General features: G+C 68.5%; 15 protein-coding genes. 5 read left to right on the top strand and 10 right to left on the bottom strand.

Annotated elements, in window-relative coordinates; genetic code table 11:
- Window positions 1-31: 31 nt before the first annotated feature.
- The 7 genes from IEX13_RS09695 to dnaA all read right to left on the bottom strand — a co-directional run bounded on the left by IEX13_RS09695 (window position 32) and on the right by dnaA (window position 10,088).
- A complete protein-coding gene (locus IEX13_RS09695; RefSeq protein WP_188663596.1) occupies window positions 32-1,003 on the bottom strand; it encodes an alpha-L-glutamate ligase-like protein in 972 nt (323 codons plus the stop codon).
- A gap of 3 nt (window positions 1,004-1,006) precedes the next feature.
- On the bottom strand, window positions 1,007-2,605 hold the full coding sequence (locus tag IEX13_RS09700) for a UUP1 family membrane protein (RefSeq protein WP_188663598.1): 1,599 nt from the start codon (window positions 2,603-2,605) through the stop codon (window positions 1,007-1,009).
- An 82-nt stretch (window positions 2,606-2,687) separates the two neighbouring features.
- On the bottom strand, window positions 2,688-3,524 hold the full coding sequence (locus IEX13_RS09705) for a CPBP family intramembrane glutamic endopeptidase (RefSeq protein WP_188663600.1): 837 nt from the start codon (window positions 3,522-3,524) through the stop codon (window positions 2,688-2,690).
- The gene (gene gyrB / locus IEX13_RS09710) at window positions 3,502-5,955 is read right to left on the bottom strand and encodes a DNA topoisomerase (ATP-hydrolyzing) subunit B (RefSeq protein WP_188663602.1); all 2,454 of its coding nucleotides are present in this window, start codon (window positions 5,953-5,955) and stop codon (window positions 3,502-3,504) included. The genes IEX13_RS09705 and gyrB overlap by 23 nt, the downstream gene beginning before the upstream one ends.
- Window positions 5,956-6,227: 272 nt before the next feature.
- Window positions 6,228-7,310: a DNA replication/repair protein RecF gene (recF, locus tag IEX13_RS09715; RefSeq protein ID WP_188663604.1), complete on the bottom strand. Its 1,083-nt coding sequence runs from the start codon at window positions 7,308-7,310 to the stop codon at window positions 6,228-6,230.
- A 103-nt stretch (window positions 7,311-7,413) separates the two neighbouring features.
- Complete coding sequence (dnaN, locus tag IEX13_RS09720) at window positions 7,414-8,514, bottom strand: DNA polymerase III subunit beta (RefSeq protein WP_188663605.1); 1,101 nt, start codon at window positions 8,512-8,514, stop codon at window positions 7,414-7,416.
- Window positions 8,515-8,750: 236 nt separating this feature from the next.
- Window positions 8,751-10,088: a chromosomal replication initiator protein DnaA gene (dnaA, locus tag IEX13_RS09725; RefSeq protein ID WP_188663607.1), complete on the bottom strand. Its 1,338-nt coding sequence runs from the start codon at window positions 10,086-10,088 to the stop codon at window positions 8,751-8,753.
- Between the two features lie 175 nt (window positions 10,089-10,263).
- On the opposite strand from dnaA, the gene rpmH reads away from it, so the two are divergent.
- The 5 genes from rpmH to IEX13_RS09750 all read left to right on the top strand — a co-directional run bounded on the left by rpmH (window position 10,264) and on the right by IEX13_RS09750 (window position 15,313).
- A complete protein-coding gene (gene rpmH, locus IEX13_RS09730) occupies window positions 10,264-10,404 on the top strand; it encodes a 50S ribosomal protein L34 (protein WP_188663609.1) in 141 nt (46 codons plus the stop codon).
- A 117-nt stretch (window positions 10,405-10,521) separates the two neighbouring features.
- Window positions 10,522-10,881: a ribonuclease P protein component gene (gene rnpA / locus IEX13_RS09735; RefSeq protein WP_229668523.1), complete on the top strand. Its 360-nt coding sequence runs from the start codon at window positions 10,522-10,524 to the stop codon at window positions 10,879-10,881.
- A 51-nt stretch (window positions 10,882-10,932) separates the two neighbouring features.
- The gene (gene yidC, locus IEX13_RS09740; protein ID WP_188663613.1) at window positions 10,933-12,666 is read left to right on the top strand and encodes a membrane protein insertase YidC; all 1,734 of its coding nucleotides are present in this window, start codon (window positions 10,933-10,935) and stop codon (window positions 12,664-12,666) included.
- A 161-nt stretch (window positions 12,667-12,827) separates the two neighbouring features.
- Complete coding sequence (mnmE, locus tag IEX13_RS09745) at window positions 12,828-14,159, top strand: tRNA uridine-5-carboxymethylaminomethyl(34) synthesis GTPase MnmE (RefSeq protein ID WP_188663615.1); 1,332 nt, start codon at window positions 12,828-12,830, stop codon at window positions 14,157-14,159.
- 143 nt (window positions 14,160-14,302) lie between these two features.
- Complete coding sequence (locus IEX13_RS09750) at window positions 14,303-15,313, top strand: energy transducer TonB (protein ID WP_188663617.1); 1,011 nt, start codon at window positions 14,303-14,305, stop codon at window positions 15,311-15,313.
- Window positions 15,314-15,386: 73 nt separating this feature from the next.
- On the opposite strand, the gene IEX13_RS09755 is transcribed toward IEX13_RS09750, so the two are convergent.
- From IEX13_RS09755 to IEX13_RS09765, 3 genes are read right to left on the bottom strand one after another with little or no spacing between them, the layout of a single operon-like run.
- The gene (locus IEX13_RS09755; RefSeq protein ID WP_188663619.1) at window positions 15,387-16,562 is read right to left on the bottom strand and encodes an ABC transporter permease; all 1,176 of its coding nucleotides are present in this window, start codon (window positions 16,560-16,562) and stop codon (window positions 15,387-15,389) included.
- Window positions 16,559-17,293 (bottom strand): ABC transporter ATP-binding protein, encoded by a 735-nt coding sequence (locus IEX13_RS09760; RefSeq protein ID WP_188663621.1) that lies wholly within the window; start codon window positions 17,291-17,293, stop codon window positions 16,559-16,561. Before IEX13_RS09760 ends, IEX13_RS09755 begins: the two co-directional genes overlap by 4 nt.
- Window positions 17,290-18,744 (bottom strand): alpha/beta fold hydrolase, encoded by a 1,455-nt coding sequence (locus tag IEX13_RS09765; RefSeq protein WP_188663624.1) that lies wholly within the window; start codon window positions 18,742-18,744, stop codon window positions 17,290-17,292. Before IEX13_RS09765 ends, IEX13_RS09760 begins: the two co-directional genes overlap by 4 nt.
- Window positions 18,745-18,773 lie beyond the last annotated feature (29 nt).

The raw sequence follows: 18,773 nt of genomic DNA on the forward strand, positions 1-18,773 counted from the left end.
GCTTAAAACATCGTTAAACGCGGCGTGACGTTCAGCCTGTGGTCGGAAAGTTCGCGATGGCGAAAGCAACCCGTTCGGCCGGGTCCCGGGACAGTTCGCCGCGGTCGCGCAGGGCTTCGACCTTGTGGAGCCGCGACTCCAGGCCGTTGCCGTTGGCCATCTGGATGGCCAGGCCGGGCCGGGCGTTGAGTTCGAGGATCATCGGGCCCCGGTCGCGGTCGAGCACGAAATCCACGCCCACGTAGCCCAGGCCGGACAGCTCGTAGCAGCGCGAGGCCATCTCGAGCAGCTGCTGCCAGTGCGGGATCGGGATGTTGACGATGCTGTGTTCGGTATCGGGATGTTCGCGGATGATTTCGGTGCCCCAGACGCCACGCTTGGTGCGGCCGGTGGGCAGGTCGATGCCCACGCCGATGGCGCCCTGGTGCAGGTTGGCCTTGCCGTCGGACATGCGGGTGGGCAAGCGGATCATGGCCATCACCGGGTAACCCAGGAAGACGATGATGCGGACGTCGGGCACGCCCTTGAAGCTGACGTTGTCGAAGACCGGATCGAACTGCACGCAGTATTCGACGATCAGGTGGTCGGGCTGGCCGCCCAGCGAAAACAGGCCCGACAGCCCGTTCGACAGGTGGTGTTCGAACTCCTCGCGGGTCATCAGGCTGCCGCTGGCGCGCCGGTACTTGTCGCCCCGGCGGCCGCTGATGACCAGGATGCCGTCGCCGCCCGAGCCGTGCGCGGGCTTGACCACGAAACTGTCGCGGCCCTCGAGCTTCTTGTGCAGTTCGGCGATCTCGTGCTCCTCGCGCACCACCGCGTAGAGGTCGGGCACGGGCAGCCCGGCCTTTATCGCCAGCTTCTTGGTCAGCAGCTTGTCGTCCACGCGCGGGTAGAACTTGCGCGGGTTGTGCACCAGCACGTAGTGCGCGTTGCGCTGGCCGATGCCGACCAGGCCGATCTCGCGCAGCCGACGGGCGACCTTGAAGGGGTTGAAGAAGGCCATGGCTCAGGCCTTGGTTTCCGGTTCGGGCTTGGGTGGCGGCGGGACGATCGGGTCGGGATCGCGGGCCAGCGCGCGGAAGCGCAGCAGTTCGTTGAGCCGGTAGCCGGAGTAGCGGCCCAGCACCAGCGCCAGCGCGAACAGCACCAGCAGCAGCTCCGGGTAAACGAAGACCAGGTGTTCCAGGGGCTGCCAGCTCATCACGACATAGGCGACCGCGGCGACCACCAGGGTGCCGATGCCTTCGCGGATGGCGGTGCCGGCGCCGCGTTCGTCCCAGGCGACCGACATGCGTTCGATGGTCATGGCCATGATGACCATCGGGAACAGCGCGACGCTCAGGCCGACTTCCAGGCCCAGGCGGTTCGACAGCACGCTGACGGCGGCCATCAGCAGCACGACCAGGATCAGGATGGCGGTCAGGCGCGGCACCAGCAGCAGGCGCAGGCGTTCGAGGTAGAAGCGCACCAGCAGGCCGAAGCCCACCACCACCACGAACAGCGAGATGCCGGCGACCAGCGCGGTTTCCCGGAAAGCCAGGGCGATAAGCACCGGCATGAAGGTGCCGTAGGTCTTCACGCCGACCAGGTTGCGCAGCAGCAGCATGATGAAGGCGCCGATCGGCACCATCAGCAGGATCCGGTAGGTTTCCTGCGCCTGCAGCGGCAGGCTGAGCAGGGAGTAGCGCACCAGGTTGGCGTCGCGCACTTCCAGCCGGCGTTCGGCGGTGGCCATGGCGTCGGCCAGGTTGGCCTTCACGGTGAAGGCCAGGGTCGAGGGCGGGTCGCCGTCGATGGTCAACAGCGGTTTGCCGGTGACGTTCCACAGGAACAGGTCGGCGGGCCGCCCCTCGGAGGTGGTGCGCGGGTCGAGCATGGTCCAGGCCAGGCCGTCGTGCACCAGCAGCCAGGACTGCATGCGCGCTTCGACGCCGGGGTCGATGCCCCCGCCGGCGGGCGACAGCCTCAGGCCGTGCACCACGCGCGCGGGGATGTTGCGCACGGCCAGCAGCTGCACCACGAAATTGCTGCGGGCGATGTCGTCGGCGCCGTGCAGTTCACGCAGGAGCGCGACTTCTTCGCTCGGGTCGGCCTCGTTGAGGCGGCGCAGGAGTTCGCGGGCATAGGTGACGGTGTTCGAGGAACGTTCGCGCACCTGGTCGAGCAGGGTATTGGCTGCGGTGGCGTAGGGCTCCTCGAATTCCGGCTGCGGGGCCAGTTCCGGCTCGAAATCCAGTTCGACGGTTGCGCCTTCGTCCGCGCGCACCACGGTGGCGCGGTAGTACAGGTCCTGTTCGCCCACGGCGCGGCGAATGGCCCACTGCACCTCGCGGCCGCCGTCCGAGGTTTCACCGAGGTGGGTGTAGTTGCGGGCGACGAATCGTTCGTCGATCAGCGTGAAACCGGGCGTGGTTTCCGGCAGCTGCAGGGTGACCGTGTTGGCGCCCTTGCGCGGCTGGTATTCGACGTGGGCCTGCAGCGTCCATACCTGCACCTGGGCGTTGGGCTGCAGCGGGAACTCCAGCACCTTCCACTTGTAGTAGATCGCCGCGGAGGCGGCGACGATGATGGCCAGGGCCAGCAGGTAAAGGTGTCGCTTGCTCATAGGGTTCCCGGTTCGATTCCATCGCGGCGCCGTGCCCCTGCGGCCGCGCGGCGTGCCAGTGTAACCCCGGGTTCGACCAAGTTCAGAACGCGGCCAGGGTCATGGCGGTGGCGTTGCAGGCGGCGTGGGCGACGAAGGCGGCCCAGAACCGCCCCGTGCGCAGGTAGACCAGGCCAAAGCCCATGCCCATAGCCAGGTAGATCGCCAGGATGCCCAACCAGGCGGCGAGGCTGCGGTCGGCACCCTGGCCGACTTCGTGCAGCAGGGCGAACACGGCCGAGGTGGCGATCAGCCCGGCCAGGAACCGGCCGGCGACGGCGAAGCGGCGCAACAACACGTGCCGGAAAAGCAGTTCTTCGGCAAACGGGCCGACCAGCACGACCATGAACCAGGTCAGCAGGGGCCATTGCCGGTTGAGCGCGATGATCGGTTCGGCGTTGCTCGGGGCCAGCGGTGCATCGATGCTGCGAAGGCCCGCGTCGATGGCCAGCACGATGGCCTGGATGCCAACGCCGGCAACCAGCGACCAGGCCAGCGCCGGGGCCAGCGGCGAACGCGGCAGTTCGCCGGCCATGCCGCGGCCGCGCAGGGCCCAGGTGGTCAGTGCCGCCAGCAGCATCGCCACGATCGCCGCGACGGTCACCTGCGGCAGGATCGCCTGCATCACCTCGTCCGACGACCTGCCCGGCGGCTGGCCCAAGGTTTCGACAAGCACCAGGGGCGTGACCAGCAGGACGGAGGCGACCAGCAACAGCGCGACCGCCAGCACCGCGTCCAGGGTGAAGCCCGGCCAGGGACCCGGAAGGCTCAGCGGGCGCGGAGGGGTGGCCGGCGGCGCGGGCGCCGCCGGCAGCGCGGACGGATTATCGGACGGGCCGCCGGCAGGCAGCGTGTCCTCAGACGTCGAGGTTGGCGACACGCAGGGCGTTGTCTTCGATGAATTCGCGGCGCGGCTCCACCACGTCGCCCATCAGCGTCGAGAAGATTTCGTCGGCGGCGACGGCGTCTTCGATGCGCACCTTGAGCAGGCGGCGCGTCTCCGGATTCACCGTCGTTTCCCACAGCTGTTCCGGATTCATTTCACCCAGGCCCTTGAAGCGCTGGATCATGCGGCCCTTCTTGGCTTCCTCGAGCAGCCATTCCTGCACCTGCGCGAAGCGCGTGACCGGCTGCACGCGATTGCCGCGCGTGATGCTGGCGCCGGGCTGGATCAGGCCGTCGAGCGCGGCGGCGACTTCGGTGAGCTGGCGCAGTTCGCCGCCCAGCAGCTGGCTGGCGGGCAGCGTCTGCGTGGACGCCAGGCCATGGTGCTGCTTGGCGATCACCAGCGCGGCGGGCACGTTCTGTTCGGCATCACCGGCCTGCACCGACACCGTATAGCGCGCACGGCCCAGGCCGGTGGCGTTGAGGCGGCGCTCGAGTTCGGTGGTCCAGGTGTCGAGCGCGCCGGGGGTGGCGAAACCTTCGGCCGACAGCGGCGGCATTTCCAGCATGGCTTCGAGCACCGGCGTATCGACGCGGTGGGCGAAACGCGCCAGGGAATCACGCGCGGCGACGTAGTCGAGCAGCAGTTTTTCGAGCGCGGCGCCGGACACCGGCGGTGCGCCATCGGACGGCCGCAGTTCGGCCCCTTCGACGGCGTTGTTGGCCAGGTAGGCGTTGAGCGCCGCGTCGTCCTTGAGGTAGAGCTCGTTCTTGCCCTGCTTGAGCTTGTACAGCGGCGGCAGGCCGATATAGACGTGGCCGCGCTCGATCAGGTCCGGCATCTGCCGGTAGAAGAAGGTGAGCAGCAGCGTGCGGATGTGCGAGCCGTCGACGTCGGCGTCGGTCATGATGATGATGCGGTGGTAGCGCAGCTTGTCCGGGTTGTATTCGTCCTTGCCGATGCCGGTGCCCAGCGCGGTGATCAGCGTGCCGACCTCGGCCGAAGCCAGCATGCGGTCGAAACGCGCACGTTCGACGTTGAGGATCTTGCCGCGCAGCGGCAGCACCGCCTGGTTCTTGCGGTTGCGGCCCTGCTTGGCCGAACCACCGGCCGAGTCACCCTCGACGATGAATAGTTCGGACAGCGCCGGGTCTTTTTCCTGGCAATCGGCCAGCTTGCCGGGCAGGCCGGCGATGTCGAGCGCACCCTTGCGGCGGGTCAGGTCGCGGGCCTTTCGCGCCGCTTCGCGCGCACGCGCGGCGTCGACGATCTTGCCGGCGATGGCCTTGGCTTCGTTCGGGCGCTCCTGCAGGAATTCCTCGAGCTTCTGGCCGATGACCGATTCAACGGCCGGGCGCACTTCCGAGCTGACCAGCTTTTCCTTGGTCTGGGAGCTGAAGCTGGGGTCGGGCACCTTCACCGACAGCACCGCGATCATGCCTTCGCGCATGTCGTCGCCGGACAGGGAGATCTTGGCCTGCTTGGCGATGCCGTTTTGTTCGATGTAGTTGCTCAGCGTGCGGGTGAGCGCGGCGCGGAAACCAATCAGGTGGGTGCCGCCGTCCTTCTGCGGGATGTTGTTGGTGAAGCAGAACATCGTTTCCTGGTAGCTGTCGGTCCACTGCACGGCGATGTCGACGACGATGCCGTCCTTTTCGCCCGAAGCTGAGATAACTGTTTGATGCAGCGGGGTTTTTAGCGCAGAAAGGTGTTCCACGAAGCTGCGGATGCCGCCTTCGTATTCGAAGACGTCACGCTTGCCTTCGCCGCGCTCGTCGACCAGCTCGATGCGCACGCCCGAGTTGAGGAAGCTCAGCTCGCGCAGGCGCTTGGCCAGGATGTCGTAGTGGAATTCAACATCGGTGAAGATTTCCGCGCTGGGCAGGAAGCGCAGCTGGGTGCCCTTCTTGTTGCCCGAGGGTCCCACTTCCTTGAGCGGGTAGACCGGCTCGCCCAGCGCGTATTCCTGCTGGTAGTGCTGGCCGTCGCGCCAGATGTCCAGCCACAGGCTGGACGAGAGCGCATTGACCACCGAGACGCCGACGCCGTGCAGGCCACCGGACACCTTGTAACTGTTGTCGTCGAACTTACCGCCGGCGTGCAGCACGGTCATGATGACCTCGGCCGCGGACACACCCTCTTCCTTGTGGATGTCGACCGGGATGCCGCGGCCGTTGTCCGACACCGAGCAGGAACCGTCGGCATGCAGCGTGACCAGCACCGCGTCGCAGTGGCCGGCCAGGGCCTCGTCGATGGCGTTGTCCACGACTTCGAACACCATGTGGTGCAGGCCGGTGCCATCGTGCACGTCGCCGATGTACATGCCAGGCCGCTTGCGGACGGCTTCGAGGCCGCGCAGCACGGTGATCTTGCTGGAGTCGTAGTTGTTGTTGGCGGGGATCGGCGGATTCGGGGTGTCGGTCATCGGAGGCGTGTACTCGGGTCCACGGCGGCCCGCTGGCGCCCGCAGGGGGCGGCACAGCGCGCCTATAAATAAGGTGTCCGAGTATAGCGCGTGGCGGCTTCCCATGGCACACGGGGGCGTCCCTGTGCGAAGCGCTCCCGGGGAGCGGGTTCAGCTGATTTGCGCCCCTGCGGCCAGCCAGGGCGGTGCGGGCCGGAAGACGGTTCGAGGATCCGCGGTTTGATGCCACGCCGGGACGGGACGTGCCCGGGCCGAAACGGGGCCGACCGGCGTCAGTCCGCCCTGAGTTGTCCGCGTTCCACGTGGAACCTTGCCCTCGGTTCCAGGGCCCCGGTCAGGACCTCGGGGGCTTCCGTGGCTGTCAGGATCACCTGGGCTCCGGAATCCAGCACCGCCGCCAGGGCATGGCGCAGGTGGGTCTGGTCGAGTTCCGACGCCAGGTCGTCCAGGCAGACCAGGGGCCATTCGCCCCGGTCGGCGGCGAAGGCCCGGGCCTGGGCCAGGACACAGGCCAGGGCCGTCAGCTTTTCCTGACCGCGGGACAGGGCCTCTTTCCCGGGCAAGGCGGGGTAATCGACCCGCCAGTCCGCCCGGTGCGGACCAACGCTGGTGTATCCGAGGGCCAGGTCCCGGTCCCGGGCCAGCAGCAAGGCGTCGGCCAGGGGGTATTCCGCCTGGCGCCAGCCAGGCAGGAAAGTCATGCCGGCCTGGCCCAGCTCCGGCAGGAATTCGGCAGCGGTCGCCGCCAGCACGGGTTCAAGACGGGCCAGGTAATCGGCGCGCAGGCTGCTCAGGCGCTGCCCGGACTCCACCAGCTCCAGGTCCCAGGGGTCCAGGGCGCTGGCCGCGGGTCCGCGCTTGAGCAGGGCATTGCGCTGCTTCAGGGCCCGGGCGTACCGCCGCCAGGCCGGCAGGAAGTTCGGTTCCACGTGGAACAGGGCCCAATCGAGGAAGCGCCGGCGGTGCTCGGCGCCCCCGGCGATCAGCTCGTGGCTGCCGGGTTCGAAACTGACCACGGCCAGCTCGGCGCACAGCTCGGTCAGGCTGGGCGCGGGCGCCCCGTCCAGCCGGGCCTCCCACTCGCTGCCGGTGTGGCGCAGGCCAGCCCGGCGGGAGCGTCCCTGGCCATCGAGCCATTCCGCATAGACCGACAAGGCCGGCTGCCCGCTGCGCACCAGGCCATCACGGACCCGTCCCCGGAAGGAACGGCCATAGCCCAGCAGATGCATGGCCTCCACCAGGCTGGTCTTGCCGGCCCCGTTGCCTCCGGTCACCAGGTTCAGGCCGGCCACGGGCTCGAAGCGGACGTCGGCCAGGCAGCGCAGGTTCTGGACGTCCAGGCGGGTCAGGCGCATGGCGGGGAAGGGCCTCGGGCAGCGGCCGACCCGATTACCGGGGGCCGGAAACGACACCGCCCGGCAAGAGCCGGGCGGTGATCAGGCGCGGCAAACCGCCGGCTCACAGCCGCAGCGGCATCACCACGTGGCGACTGCGCTCGTGGCTGGCCTCACGCACCAGGGCCGAGGAGTTGGCGTCGCGCAGGAGCAGGATGACCGTGTCCTCGCGCAGGGCGCTGAGCGCGTCCAGCAGGTAGGTCACGTTGAAGCCGATGCCCAGGCCGTCGACCTTGGTTTCGGCCTCGATTTCTTCCTGGGCCTCTTCCTGCTCCGGGTTGTGCGCCACGATGCGCACCTGGCCCGGGCTGATCTCCAGCTTCACGCCGCGGTACTTTTCATTCGACAGGATCGCCGCACGCTGCAGGGCTGCGCGCAGGCCTTCGCGATCGAGCTTCACTTCCTTGTCGGCGCCGATCGGGATGACCGCGTCGTAATCCGGGAAACGGCCGTCGATCAGCTTCGAGGTGAAAGTGACGTCTTCCCGGCGCATGCGCAGGTGGTTGCGGCCGACTTCCAGCTCGACTTCCCGGTCGCCGCCTTCGAGCAGGCGCTGCAGTTCCAGTACGCCCTTGCGGGGCACGATGATCTGCTTGCGGGTCTGGGCACCGGCGGGCAGGGGCGCTTCGCACAGGGCCAGACGGTGGCCGTCGGTGGCCACGCAGCGCAGGCTGTCCTCGCGCAGGTCCAACAGCAGGCCGTTGAGGTAATAGCGCACATCCTGCTGGGCCATCGCGAACGCCGTGCGTTCGATCAGTTCCTTGAGCGCGGCTTCCGGCACCCGGACGCGTTCGACCAGGTCCAGGTCTTCGACGGCCGGGAAGTCATTGGCGGGCAGGGTGGCCAGGGTGAACCGGCTGCGCCCGGCCTGCACGGTGACCTTGTCGCCCGACTGGCTGATCGTGACCTTGCTGCCGTCGGGCAGGGCCCGGACGATCTCGAACAGCTTGCGTGCCGGGATCGTGGTTTCGCCCGGCTGGGCGTCGTCCACGTCGGTACGGGCAATCATCTCGACTTCCAGGTCCGTGCCGGTCATCGACAGTTTGTCGCCTTCGACCGTCACCAGCAGGTTGGCCAGCACCGGCAGCGTCTGCCGGCGTTCGACCACGTTGACCACCTGCTGCAGGGGTTTGAGCAGAACTTCTCGCGTCAGGCTGAAACGCATGCGATTCCCCAAGCTCCAATGAGTGGATAAATCAAAAACTGGTGGTGGTAGTGTCGCCGAAATCGCGGGATAACACGTCCAACCGATTGTTTTTAAACGTAAAACGGGTGGTGCCAAGTCTGTGCGCGGGGCCCCTGGGAACCTGTGGAAACCTGTGGATAGTTTTCCGCCCCTTAAAACACCCCCAACTTATCCACAGTCCGCCCGGGGGTTAGTTCCACGGCCGGCGTTCCACGTCATTCACTTAGCTTGCGCAGCAGCTTTTCCCAATCCTCGCGCAGCTTGCCGTCGATCTCCCGCAGTTCGCGGATGACCTTGCAGGCGTGCATGACGGTGGTGTGGTCGCGGCCACCGAAAGCATCGCCGATTTCCGGCAGGCTGTGCTCGGTCAGTTCCTTGCTAAGCGACATCGCCATCTGCCGCGGGCGCGCCAGTGAGCGCGTCCGCCGCTTCGACAACAGGTCCGCCATGCGCAGCTGGTAGTAGTCTGCCACGGTCTTCTGGATGTTGCTTATTGAGACGGCCTGCTGCTGGGCCCGCAGCAGGTCGCGCAGGGTTTCCTGGGCGAAATCCACGGTGATCGGCCGGGCCATGAAGTTGGACCGGGCGGCCAGGGTGTTCAGCGCGCCCTCGAGGTCGCGCACGTTCGAACGCATGCGCTTGGCGATCAGGTAGGCCACGTCCTCGGGCAGGCGCAGGGAGCGTTCGGCGGCCTTGGCGGTGAGGATGGCGGCGCGGGTCTCGAAATCGGGCGGCTCGATGGCGACGCTGAGGCCCCAGGTGAGGCGGGTCTTGAGCCGGGTTTCGAGGTTCTCCACTTCGCGCGGGTAGCGGTCGCAGGTAAGGATGATCTGCTGCTTGCCGTCGAAAAGCGCGTTGAAGGTGTGGAAGAACTCTTCCTGGGTGGTGTTCTTGCCGGCGAAGAACTGGATGTCGTCGATCAGCAGCGCGTCCACCTGCTGGAACTGGCGCTTGAACTGGTCCATGGACTTCTCCTGCAGCGATTTCATCATCGCGCTGAAGAACTGTTCCGACCGCAGGTAGAGCACCCGCATGCCCGGGTTGTTGCGGCGCATGAAGTTGCCGGCCGCATACATGAGGTGGGTCTTGCCCAGGCCCGAACCCCCGTACAGCAGCAGCGGGTTGTAGGCCTTGCCCGGGTTCTGGGCCACCTGCAGCGCCGCGGCGCGGCCCAGCTGGTTGCTGCGGCCCTCGACGAAGTTTTCAAAGGTGTAGTGCGAGTCCAGGTTGCCGGTGAATTCCGCGCCCCCGGCGGCGCGCGGCCGGCCTGGCGTGGCCTGGGCGGCGGCGGCCGCCGGGCTGGCCACGGCCCGCTGCATCGAACCCACGGCCAGGGCCACGGCGGCGGGGGCGCCGGCGAAATGGGCCACCAGTTCGCGGATCCGGGCCAGGTAGTGCTCGCGCACCTGGTCGACCACGAATTCGTTGGGGGCGTAGAGGGTCAGGCCGTCGGCGTGGGTTTCCACCTGCAGCGGCCGAAGCCAGGTGTGGACCTCTTCGGCGGGCAGTTCGGCTTCCAGTCGTTCCAGGCAGCGAGGCCAGGCAGCATCCATGTTCAAGCGAAATTCCGGGCGACAGCACCGCGGGGGGCGCTGTGGATAAGTGTTCGGGGCCGTGCAGTCTAGCGCCGCGCCGCCCGGTCCGCCACGCAATCGAGAGTTGACTACCCCTGCGGGAAACCGCTATAGTCCGCGGTCTTTTCCGCCCAAAAACCAACCGGGGTGCCCCATGGCCACCAAGCGCACGTACCAGCCCAGCAACCTCAAGCGCAAGCGCGACCACGGCTTCCGCGCCCGCATGAAGACCGCAGATGGTCGCAAGATCCTCTCGCGTCGTCGTGCCAAGGGTCGCTCCCGCCTCGCGGTCTGACGCGTCGCCGCCGGCTTCCCGGCGGCCGCCTGACGGGCTGTGAATAAACTTCCGCCCGTCCCGCCGAGCGACTTCCCGCCCAACGCGCGTCTGCGCGTATCCGCCCAGTACCAGGCGGTGTTCAAGGCAGGTCGCCGGCTTTCCAGCCCACAGCTGAGGTTGTTTGCCCACGTCCGGGCCGAGGCCGCCGAGCCCCGGCTCGGCGTCGCCGTGTCCAAGAAAGTGGACAAGCGGGCCGTCGGCCGCAACCGCATCAAGCGCATCGCCCGCGACGTCTTCCGCCGCGAACGCCACCGCCTGCCCGCCGGCGATTACGTGCTGATCGCCCAGCCTGGCGCCGCCGCGCTGGACAATCCGGCCCTGCGCGAACAGTGGCTGCAGCTGCTGGAACGGGCGCGGTCGTTGAAGCCCACCGCCCCTGCCGGCACAATGCCTGCCTCCCCGGACGCGCGCGAGCGCCCCGCCACCGACTCCTGACCGAGACTTCCCGCCGGCCCCGGCCTCCCGCCCGGCGCCTGCAGCCTGCCCATGAACCAGACCCGTACTTTCCTTCTGATCGCCTGGCTTGCCGTTGCCTTCCTCCTGTTCCTGGAATGGAACAAGGGCCCGGTCGAATCCCTCCCCGCCGATGCGGCGCCCGCCGCGGCCCTGCCCGAACCATCGGCGGCGCTGCCGGACGACGGCGCCATTCCTGACGCCTCGGCGGTGCCGGCCACGGCCGCCCTGCCCACCGCACCGGCCACCGGCGCCGTGCCCGCGGCGACCGGGCCGGCCGCTTCCAGCCCGGGCCTGCTGCGCGTGCGCACCGACGTGCTGGACCTGCGCATCGACCTGCGCGGCGGCAACCTGGTCGGCGCCGAACTGCTGCAGTACCCGGTGGACAAGGACGAACCCAAGCGCAAGGTGCGCCTGTTCGACAACGATGCCGCGCGTTTTTCGGTCGCGCAGTCGGGCCTGGTCGCCACGGTCGGCAACGCCCCCAACCATGAAGCGCTGTTCCGCCCCGAAGGCGGCCGCACCGATTTCCAGCTGGCCGCCGGCCAGGACCGCCTGGAGATCCCGCTGCTGTGGACCGATCCGGGCACCGGCCTGACCGTTCGCAAGACCTGGGTGCTCGAGCGCGGTGGATACGCCCTTACCCTGCGCGAGGAAATCCGCAACGACGGCGCCGCCGCCTGGCGGGGCTATGGCTACCAGCAGCTGCAACGCGTGCCGCCCGTGGCCCAGTCCAGGGGCATGGCGCTGACCAACCCCGAGGCCTACAGCTTCACCGGCGGCGCCTGGTACAGCCCGGCGGAAAAGTTCGAGAAGCGTACCTACGACGACTTCGCCGACGACGGCCCGCTCAACCTCGACGTCACGGGTGGCTGGATCGCCCTGCTGCAGCACCACTTCCTGGTGGCCTGGGTGCCGGCCAAGGCCGAACCGCAGCGCTTTTCGCTGGCGACCCTGGGCAATGGCCAGCCGCGCTACCTGGTGCGCAGCGTCGGCGCGCCCTTCGAGGTCGCGCCCGGAACCGCCGCCACGCGCGAGGCCACGCTCTGGGTGGGTCCGAAGCTGCAGGAACAGCTGCAGGACGTGGCCCCGGGCCTGAAGCTGACCCTGGACTACGGCATCTTCACCTTCCTCGCCCAGCCGATGTTCGACTACGTGCTCGAACCGCTGCACGACCTGACCGGCAACTGGGGCTGGGCGATCATCCTGACGGTGCTGATCATCAAGCTGATCCTCTACCCGCTGTCGGCCAAGCAGTACCAGAGCTTCGCCAAGATGCGCGCGATCCAGCCGCGCATCGAGTCGCTGAAGGAACGCTACGGCGACGACAAGCAGAAGTTCCAGATGGCGATGATGGAGCTGTACAAGAAGGAGAAGATCAACCCGATCGGCGGCTGCCTGCCGATCCTGGTGACCATCCCCGTCTTCATCGCGCTGTACTGGATGCTGCTCGAGTCGGTGGAAATGCGCCAGGCGCCGTGGATCGGCTGGATCCAGAACCTGACCGCGCCCGACCCCTACTTCATCCTGCCGGCCATCAACCTGGTGGTGCTGTACCTCACCCAGAAGATGACGCCGACGCCGGGCATGGACCCGATGCAGAAGAAGATGATGACGGCCATGCCGCTGATCTTCGGCGTGATAATGGCCTTCTTCCCGTCGGGCCTGGTGCTGTACTGGTGCACCAACGGCATCCTGGGCCTGGCCCAGCAGTGGGTCATCACCAAGCGCCACGGAACCAAGCCCGCGGCCGCTCCGGCCAAATAGTTTTGGACGCGGACCAGGGCGGATGATCGCGGACAAAAGCGGAAAGAGCGCAAACAACGAATAAGGGAGGGGCCATCACGGCCCCTCCTTTTTTATGTGCTTTGATTTATCCGCCCTTATCCGCCTTAATCCGCTCTTGTCCGCGTACTAGAACGAACCCCATGACCCCACGCGACACGATTGCGGCGATTGCGACGGCGGCCGGGGCCGCCGGCGTCGGCATCGTGCGGCTCAGCGGTCCCGGCTGCCGGGCGATCGGTGCGACCTTGCTGGGCCGGCCGCCCGAGCCGCGGCACGCGCACTACCTGCGCTTTCGCGACGACGACGGCGACGTCGTTGACGACGGCCTGATGTTGTTCTTCCCGGGACCGCAGTCCTACACCGGTGAAGATGTCCTGGAACTGCAGGGCCACGGCAGTCCGCTGCTGCTGGCCCGCTTGCTGCGCCGTTGCCTGGGCCTGGGCGCACGCCACGCGCGGCCGGGCGAGTTCACCGAGCGCGCTTTCCTGGAAGGGCGGCTCGACCTGGCCCAGGCCGAGGCCGTGGCCGACCTGGTAAGCGCCGGCAGCGAAGCCGCGCTGCGCGCCGCGCGGCGTTCCCTCGACGGCGAATTCTCGCGCCGCGTGGATGCCGTGGTCGAAGGCCTGGTGGCGCTGCGCGTGTGGATCGAGGCTGCGCTCGATTTCCCGGAGGAAGAAGTGGATTTCCTGGCCGCGCCGGAACTGCAGGCGCGACTGCGCGGCGTCGCCGGCGACCTCGACCGGCTGCGCGCGGATGCCGGCCGCGGCAAGCGCCTGCTCGACGGCCTGCACGTGGTCATCGCCGGCGCGCCCAATGCCGGCAAGTCGTCCCTGCTCAATGCCCTGGCCGGGGAGGAGCGCGCCATCGTCACCGACATCGCCGGCACCACCCGTGACCTGCTGCGCGAACGCATCATGGTGGACGGCATCGAGCTGACCCTGGTCGACACCGCCGGCCTGCGCGAGGCGCCCGACCAGATCGAACGCGAAGGCATCCGTCGCGCCCGCGGCGAACTCGAACGCGCCGACCTGGTGCTGGCCGTGCTCGACGACCAGGCCAACGCCGGCCCGCGCCTGGACCTGCCTGCCGGCGTGCCGGTGCTGTGGCTGCACAACAAGTCCGACCTCAGCGGCGCCCCGGTGCACGCCGAACGCCACGACGACGGTGAACACCTCTGGCTTTCGGCCCGCACCCGCGAAGGGCTCGACGCCCTGCGCCGCCGCCTGCGCGAAGCGGCCGGGCAGGGCGAGGGCAGCCAGGGTGCCTTCAGCGCCCGGGCCCGCCACCTGGAAGCCATGGACCGGGCCGCCGTAATCCTGGCCCAGGCCGCCAAACAGCTGCACCACGGCGCCGGCGAGCTGGCGGCCGAGGAACTGCGCCGGGCCCAGGACGCCCTGGGCGAAATCACCGGCCGGGTCGACGCCGACGCCCTGCTCGGGCGGATCTTCGCGGACTTCTGCATCGGCAAATAGCCGGGGCCCTGAACCCGGGGCGGGCCAAACCGTGACGCGAATCCCAGCCCCTAACGATTTCGCCTTGACAAACCGGCCAAACTCTTATGTGCTGAACGTCATGGTTTGTTAACTTTTCAGGGGAAAACCTAATGACCGCGTCCATGCCCGCCTCTTCCCGTGCCTTGAGCTGGGCCCTTGCCCTGGCCCTGGGCCTCAGCCTCGCCGCCTGCTCCAAGGACGAGGCCGAACCGGACGCGGCCGCGGGCCCGGCCCCGGCCACCGCACAGCCCGCCGGTCCCAGCGCCGAGGAAGTGGCCGCCATGGAGGCCGCCGAGGCCGCCGAGGCCGCATTGGCCGGCCTGAGCGTCGAGGAGCTGCGCAGCCGCGGTTCCCAGGCCCTGCGCGAACAGCGCCTGTACGCCCCGGCCGGCGACAACGCCATGGAGTACTACCTGACCCTGCGCGAAAAGAGCGAAAAGCCGGACGCGTCCGCGGAAAGTGCACTCATCGACCTGATGCCCTACGCCATCATCGCCGCCGAACAAGCCATCGGCCGCGAGGATTTCGTCGAAGCCGAGCGCCTGCGCGCCCTGGTCGAACGCACCGACGCCCAGACCCCGGCCCTGCCCCGCATCAAGGATTCCATCGCCAAGGGTCGCGCCGGCGTCGTTGAACGTGCCGAGCAGGAAGCCCAACGTGCTGCCCAGCGCGAACGCGAGGCCGAACTGGCTGCCCAGCGCGCCGCCGATGAAGCGGCCGCCGCCGCTGCCGCCGCCGCCGCCGCAGCGGCCCAGCCGCAGCCGGCCCAGCCGGCCACCCCGGCCCCGACCCAGCCCGCGCAGCCGGCCACGCCGGCCCCGACCCAGCCGGCCGCCCCGACGCCTGCTCCGGTCCAGCCCGCGCAGCCGGACCGCGCCAGCAGCAGCAATCCGGTGGCCGTGCGCGCGCCGCAGCCTTCCTATCCGCGTGCGGCTTACCGCAGCGGCGTGTCGGGCGAGGTCACCGTGGAGATTTCCATCGCCGCCAGCGGCGAAGTGACCAATGTCAGCATCACCCGTTCGCAGCCGCGCGGCACCTTCGACCGCGAGGTGCTCAACACCGTGCGCAACTGGCGCTTCGAGCCGATGGACGGCCCGGCCACCATCACCCGCACCTTCACCTTCCGTCCGTAAGCTTCGCGGAAGCGGGAAAACAAAAAGGCCCGGCAATCGCCGGGCCTTTTTCGTTGAACCTGCAGGAGCGCCTTCAGGCGGAAACGGCCAGCTGTTCCCGGTGGTAGATGCGCACCGCCAGCCAGACCAGCAGCACCGCGAGACCCAGCGTGCAGCCGAAGCTGAGCGCGAAGTCGAGCAGCGACACGGTTTCACCGCGCGCCAGCGCCATGATCAGCAGGTTCTGGGAAAGCAGCGGCGTGGCCGACATCCACAGCTCGCCCTTCATCGGCGACACCATCAGCAGCACCGAGGGGATCATCGGCAGCAGCATCAGCAGCGACAGGTAGGTCTGGGCTTCGCGATAGCTCTTGGCATAGGCCGCCACCACCGTCTGCAGCGCGGCGAACACCAGGGCCAGCGGCACCATCAGCAAGCCGGCGCGCAGGATAAGGCTGGCGCCGAAATCCACCTTCATGCCCAGCTTGTCGAGCGGGATGAACTGGAAGGCCACGGCAAAGGCGACCAGGCTGAGCATCATCGACACCATGGCAAACCCGAAGGTGGCCCCCAGCTTGCCCAGCACGATTTGCGCCCGCGAGGCCGGGCTGGCCAGCAGCGGCTCCAGCGACTGCCGCTCGCGTTCGCCGGCGGTGGTGTCGATGGCCAGGTACATGCCGCCCAGGAAAGCGCCGAGCACGAGCAGGTAGGGCAGGAAGCTCATCAACTGGCCGGCGCGCTGCTGGGTGCTGGCCAGGTCACGCTGCGCCACCACCACCGGCGACAGGATCGCCGGGTGCATGCCCCGCGCGCTGACCCGCAGCGCCGACTGCTGCCTCGAATAGGCGTCGAGCAGCCCCGACAGGCGTGACGTCGGTGCCCGGGCGTCGCGGTCGGAACTGTCGTGGAGCACCTCCACCTGCGCGGTCTCACCGGCGCGCCAACGGTCCGGGTAGTCCGCCGGGATCACCAGCACGGCGCGGGCGTCGCGTGCACGCACGGCGGCTTCGGAATCCTCCGGCGCCGGCTGCACCTGCACGCCCTGCTGCTTCAGCCAGCCCACCAGGTTGGGCGCGTGCTCGGCGCCGACCACGGGCAGTTCCAGCGGCTTTTCGGCGTTGGACAGCTCGCGGGTGATCATGTAGCTCATCATCATCACGAAGAACACCGGGCCCAGCAGCGGGCCCATCACCAGCGCGTTGAAGACCGTCTTGCGGTCGCGCAGGTTCTCGGTGACTTCCTTCAGGAAAACGGTGGTCGCGGCGCTCATGCCATCAGTCCTTCTTCGGTGCCGATCGCCTTGACGAAGGCGTCCTCGAGATTGGTTTCGCCGGTCTGGGCGCGCAGTTCGTCCGCCGTGCCTTCGGCCACCACGCGGCCATGGGCGATGATGACGATGCGGTCACACAGCGCCGCCACCTCCTGCATGATGTGGCTGGAAAACAGCACGCAGCGGCCCTCGTCGCGCAGCTGGTGCAGGAAGCGGCGCATGGCGCGCGTGGCCATCACGTCCAGGCCGTTGGTGGGTTCGTCCAGGATCACGTTGCGCGGGTCGTGGACCAGGGCGCGGGCGATCGCGGTCTTCACCCGCTGGCCCTGGGAAAAGCCCTCGGTGCGCCGGTCGATGATGTCGCCCATGTCCAGCGCGTCCACCAGGGATTGCGTGCGCGCGGCGATGGTGGCGTCGTCTATCCCGTGCAGGCGGCCGAAGTAGCGGATGTTCTCGCGGCTGCTCAGGCGCTTGTACAGGCCGCGCGAATCGGGAAGCACGCCCAGCCGGCGGCGCACCGCCTCGGGGTCCTTCGCGGCATCGACGCCGTCCACCAGCACCTGGCCGCGGTCGGGCCGCAGCAGGGTGTAGAGCATGCGCAGGGACGTGGTCTTGCCGGCGCCGTTGGGGCCCAGCAGGCCGGTGATCTGGCCGTCGTTGGCGCGGAAGCTGACGCCGTCCACGGCTTTGACCTTGCCGAAGGCCTTGTGCAGGTCGAGGACCTCGATCATGGCGTGGCTCCGTTGTAATCCAGGAAGAAGGGCGAGGCATCGAGCACCTCGAGGCAGTCGGCGTCCAGGCCGGCCGGATCAAGCGTGTCCACGAACTCGGCGGCCAGGCGCGGGGTGCAGCCGCGCGACAGCAGGATGTGGCCCTGGCCCCTGCCGACCAGGTGGCGCGAACGCGGCAGCGTCCTGGCCACTTCGTCGGCATAACGGGGCGGCGTCACCGGATCGAGCTCGCCGGACATCAGCAGGGTGGGCACGTTGCTGGCCAGCGGTTCGCGAAAACCCTCCGACACCGGGCCGCTTGGCCAGACGCTGCACTGGTTGAGCGTGACGCCGACGATGGCGTTGCCCAGGATCAGCCCGGCGTCTTCATCGCGCTCGGCCAGGTGCGGGGCGTCTTCGGCGCAGATCACCGACAGCTGCATGCCGTGGTTGATCTGCCCCGACAGCGCGTCGTACACCAGCGCGGCCTGCGCCAGCAGCGGCTGCGGGCGACCCTTGGCGGCTTCGTCGAGAAGCAGCGGCAGCAGGGCGGCGGTTTCCGGCGCATAGGCGAACAGGCGGGCGATCACCGCCACCGCCGATTCATCGAGGCGAAGCTCGCGCGGGGCATGGCTGCGCGGGTCGGGCACCGGCACCGTCGTCGGCTGCGAACGGGCGCGGTCGCGCAGCGTGTACAGCGTGCGGTAGGGGTCGCCGAAGGCGTCGCGGCAGGCGGGTTCACCGGCGCAGCGGCCAAGGATGGCCTTGAGCGAGGCCTCGAGGTTCACGCTGTGTTCGCTGCCCAGGGCCAGCCCGGGCGGCACCACGCCGTCGAGCAGCAGGCTGCGCACGCCGTCGGGATACCGGCGGGCGTATTCCTGGGCGACGCGGGTGCCGTAGGAACCGCCGTAGACGTTCAGGGCCGGCGCGCCCAGGGCCTGGCGCAGGGCCTCGATGTCGGTCACCGCCACCGAGGTGGTGTACTGCGCGACGTCGGCGTCGAAGGACGCGAGGCAATCACGCGCCATTTCCACCTGCCGTTCGTCCGACTCGGTGACTTCGGTCAATTCGTCGGGAAAATCGCAGGCCAGGCGATGCCCTTCGCCGGTGCCGCGCTGGTCGATGAAAACGACGTGGCGCTTCTCGCGCAGGCGGGCGAAGCCGCCGGCGATGTTGGGATAACTTTCGGTTGCCGACTGGCCGGGGCCACCGGCGATGAACAGCACCATGTCGGCCTGTGGCTCCGACGAACGTGCCGGCGCCAGTCCGACCTTCAGGCCCAGGCGGCGGCCGTCGGGCTTGTCCGGGTCTTCAGGGACCTCCAGCGTGGCGCATTCGAGCCGGGTGGTGGCGCCGGTGCCGGGCTGCGCGATATCGCAGGGGGTGAATTCAAGCTGGCCGATCGTGCGGGCCTGCCCCAGGGGCGGGACCAGCAGCGCCGCAAGCGCCAGCGACAAGTGCAAGGGTTTCATGGACTCTCCCATCCGGGCCAAAAGCGGCC

This window comes from Arenimonas soli (assembly GCF_014643775.1).
In the GTDB taxonomy this organism is placed as follows: domain Bacteria; phylum Pseudomonadota; class Gammaproteobacteria; order Xanthomonadales; family Xanthomonadaceae; genus Arenimonas; species Arenimonas soli.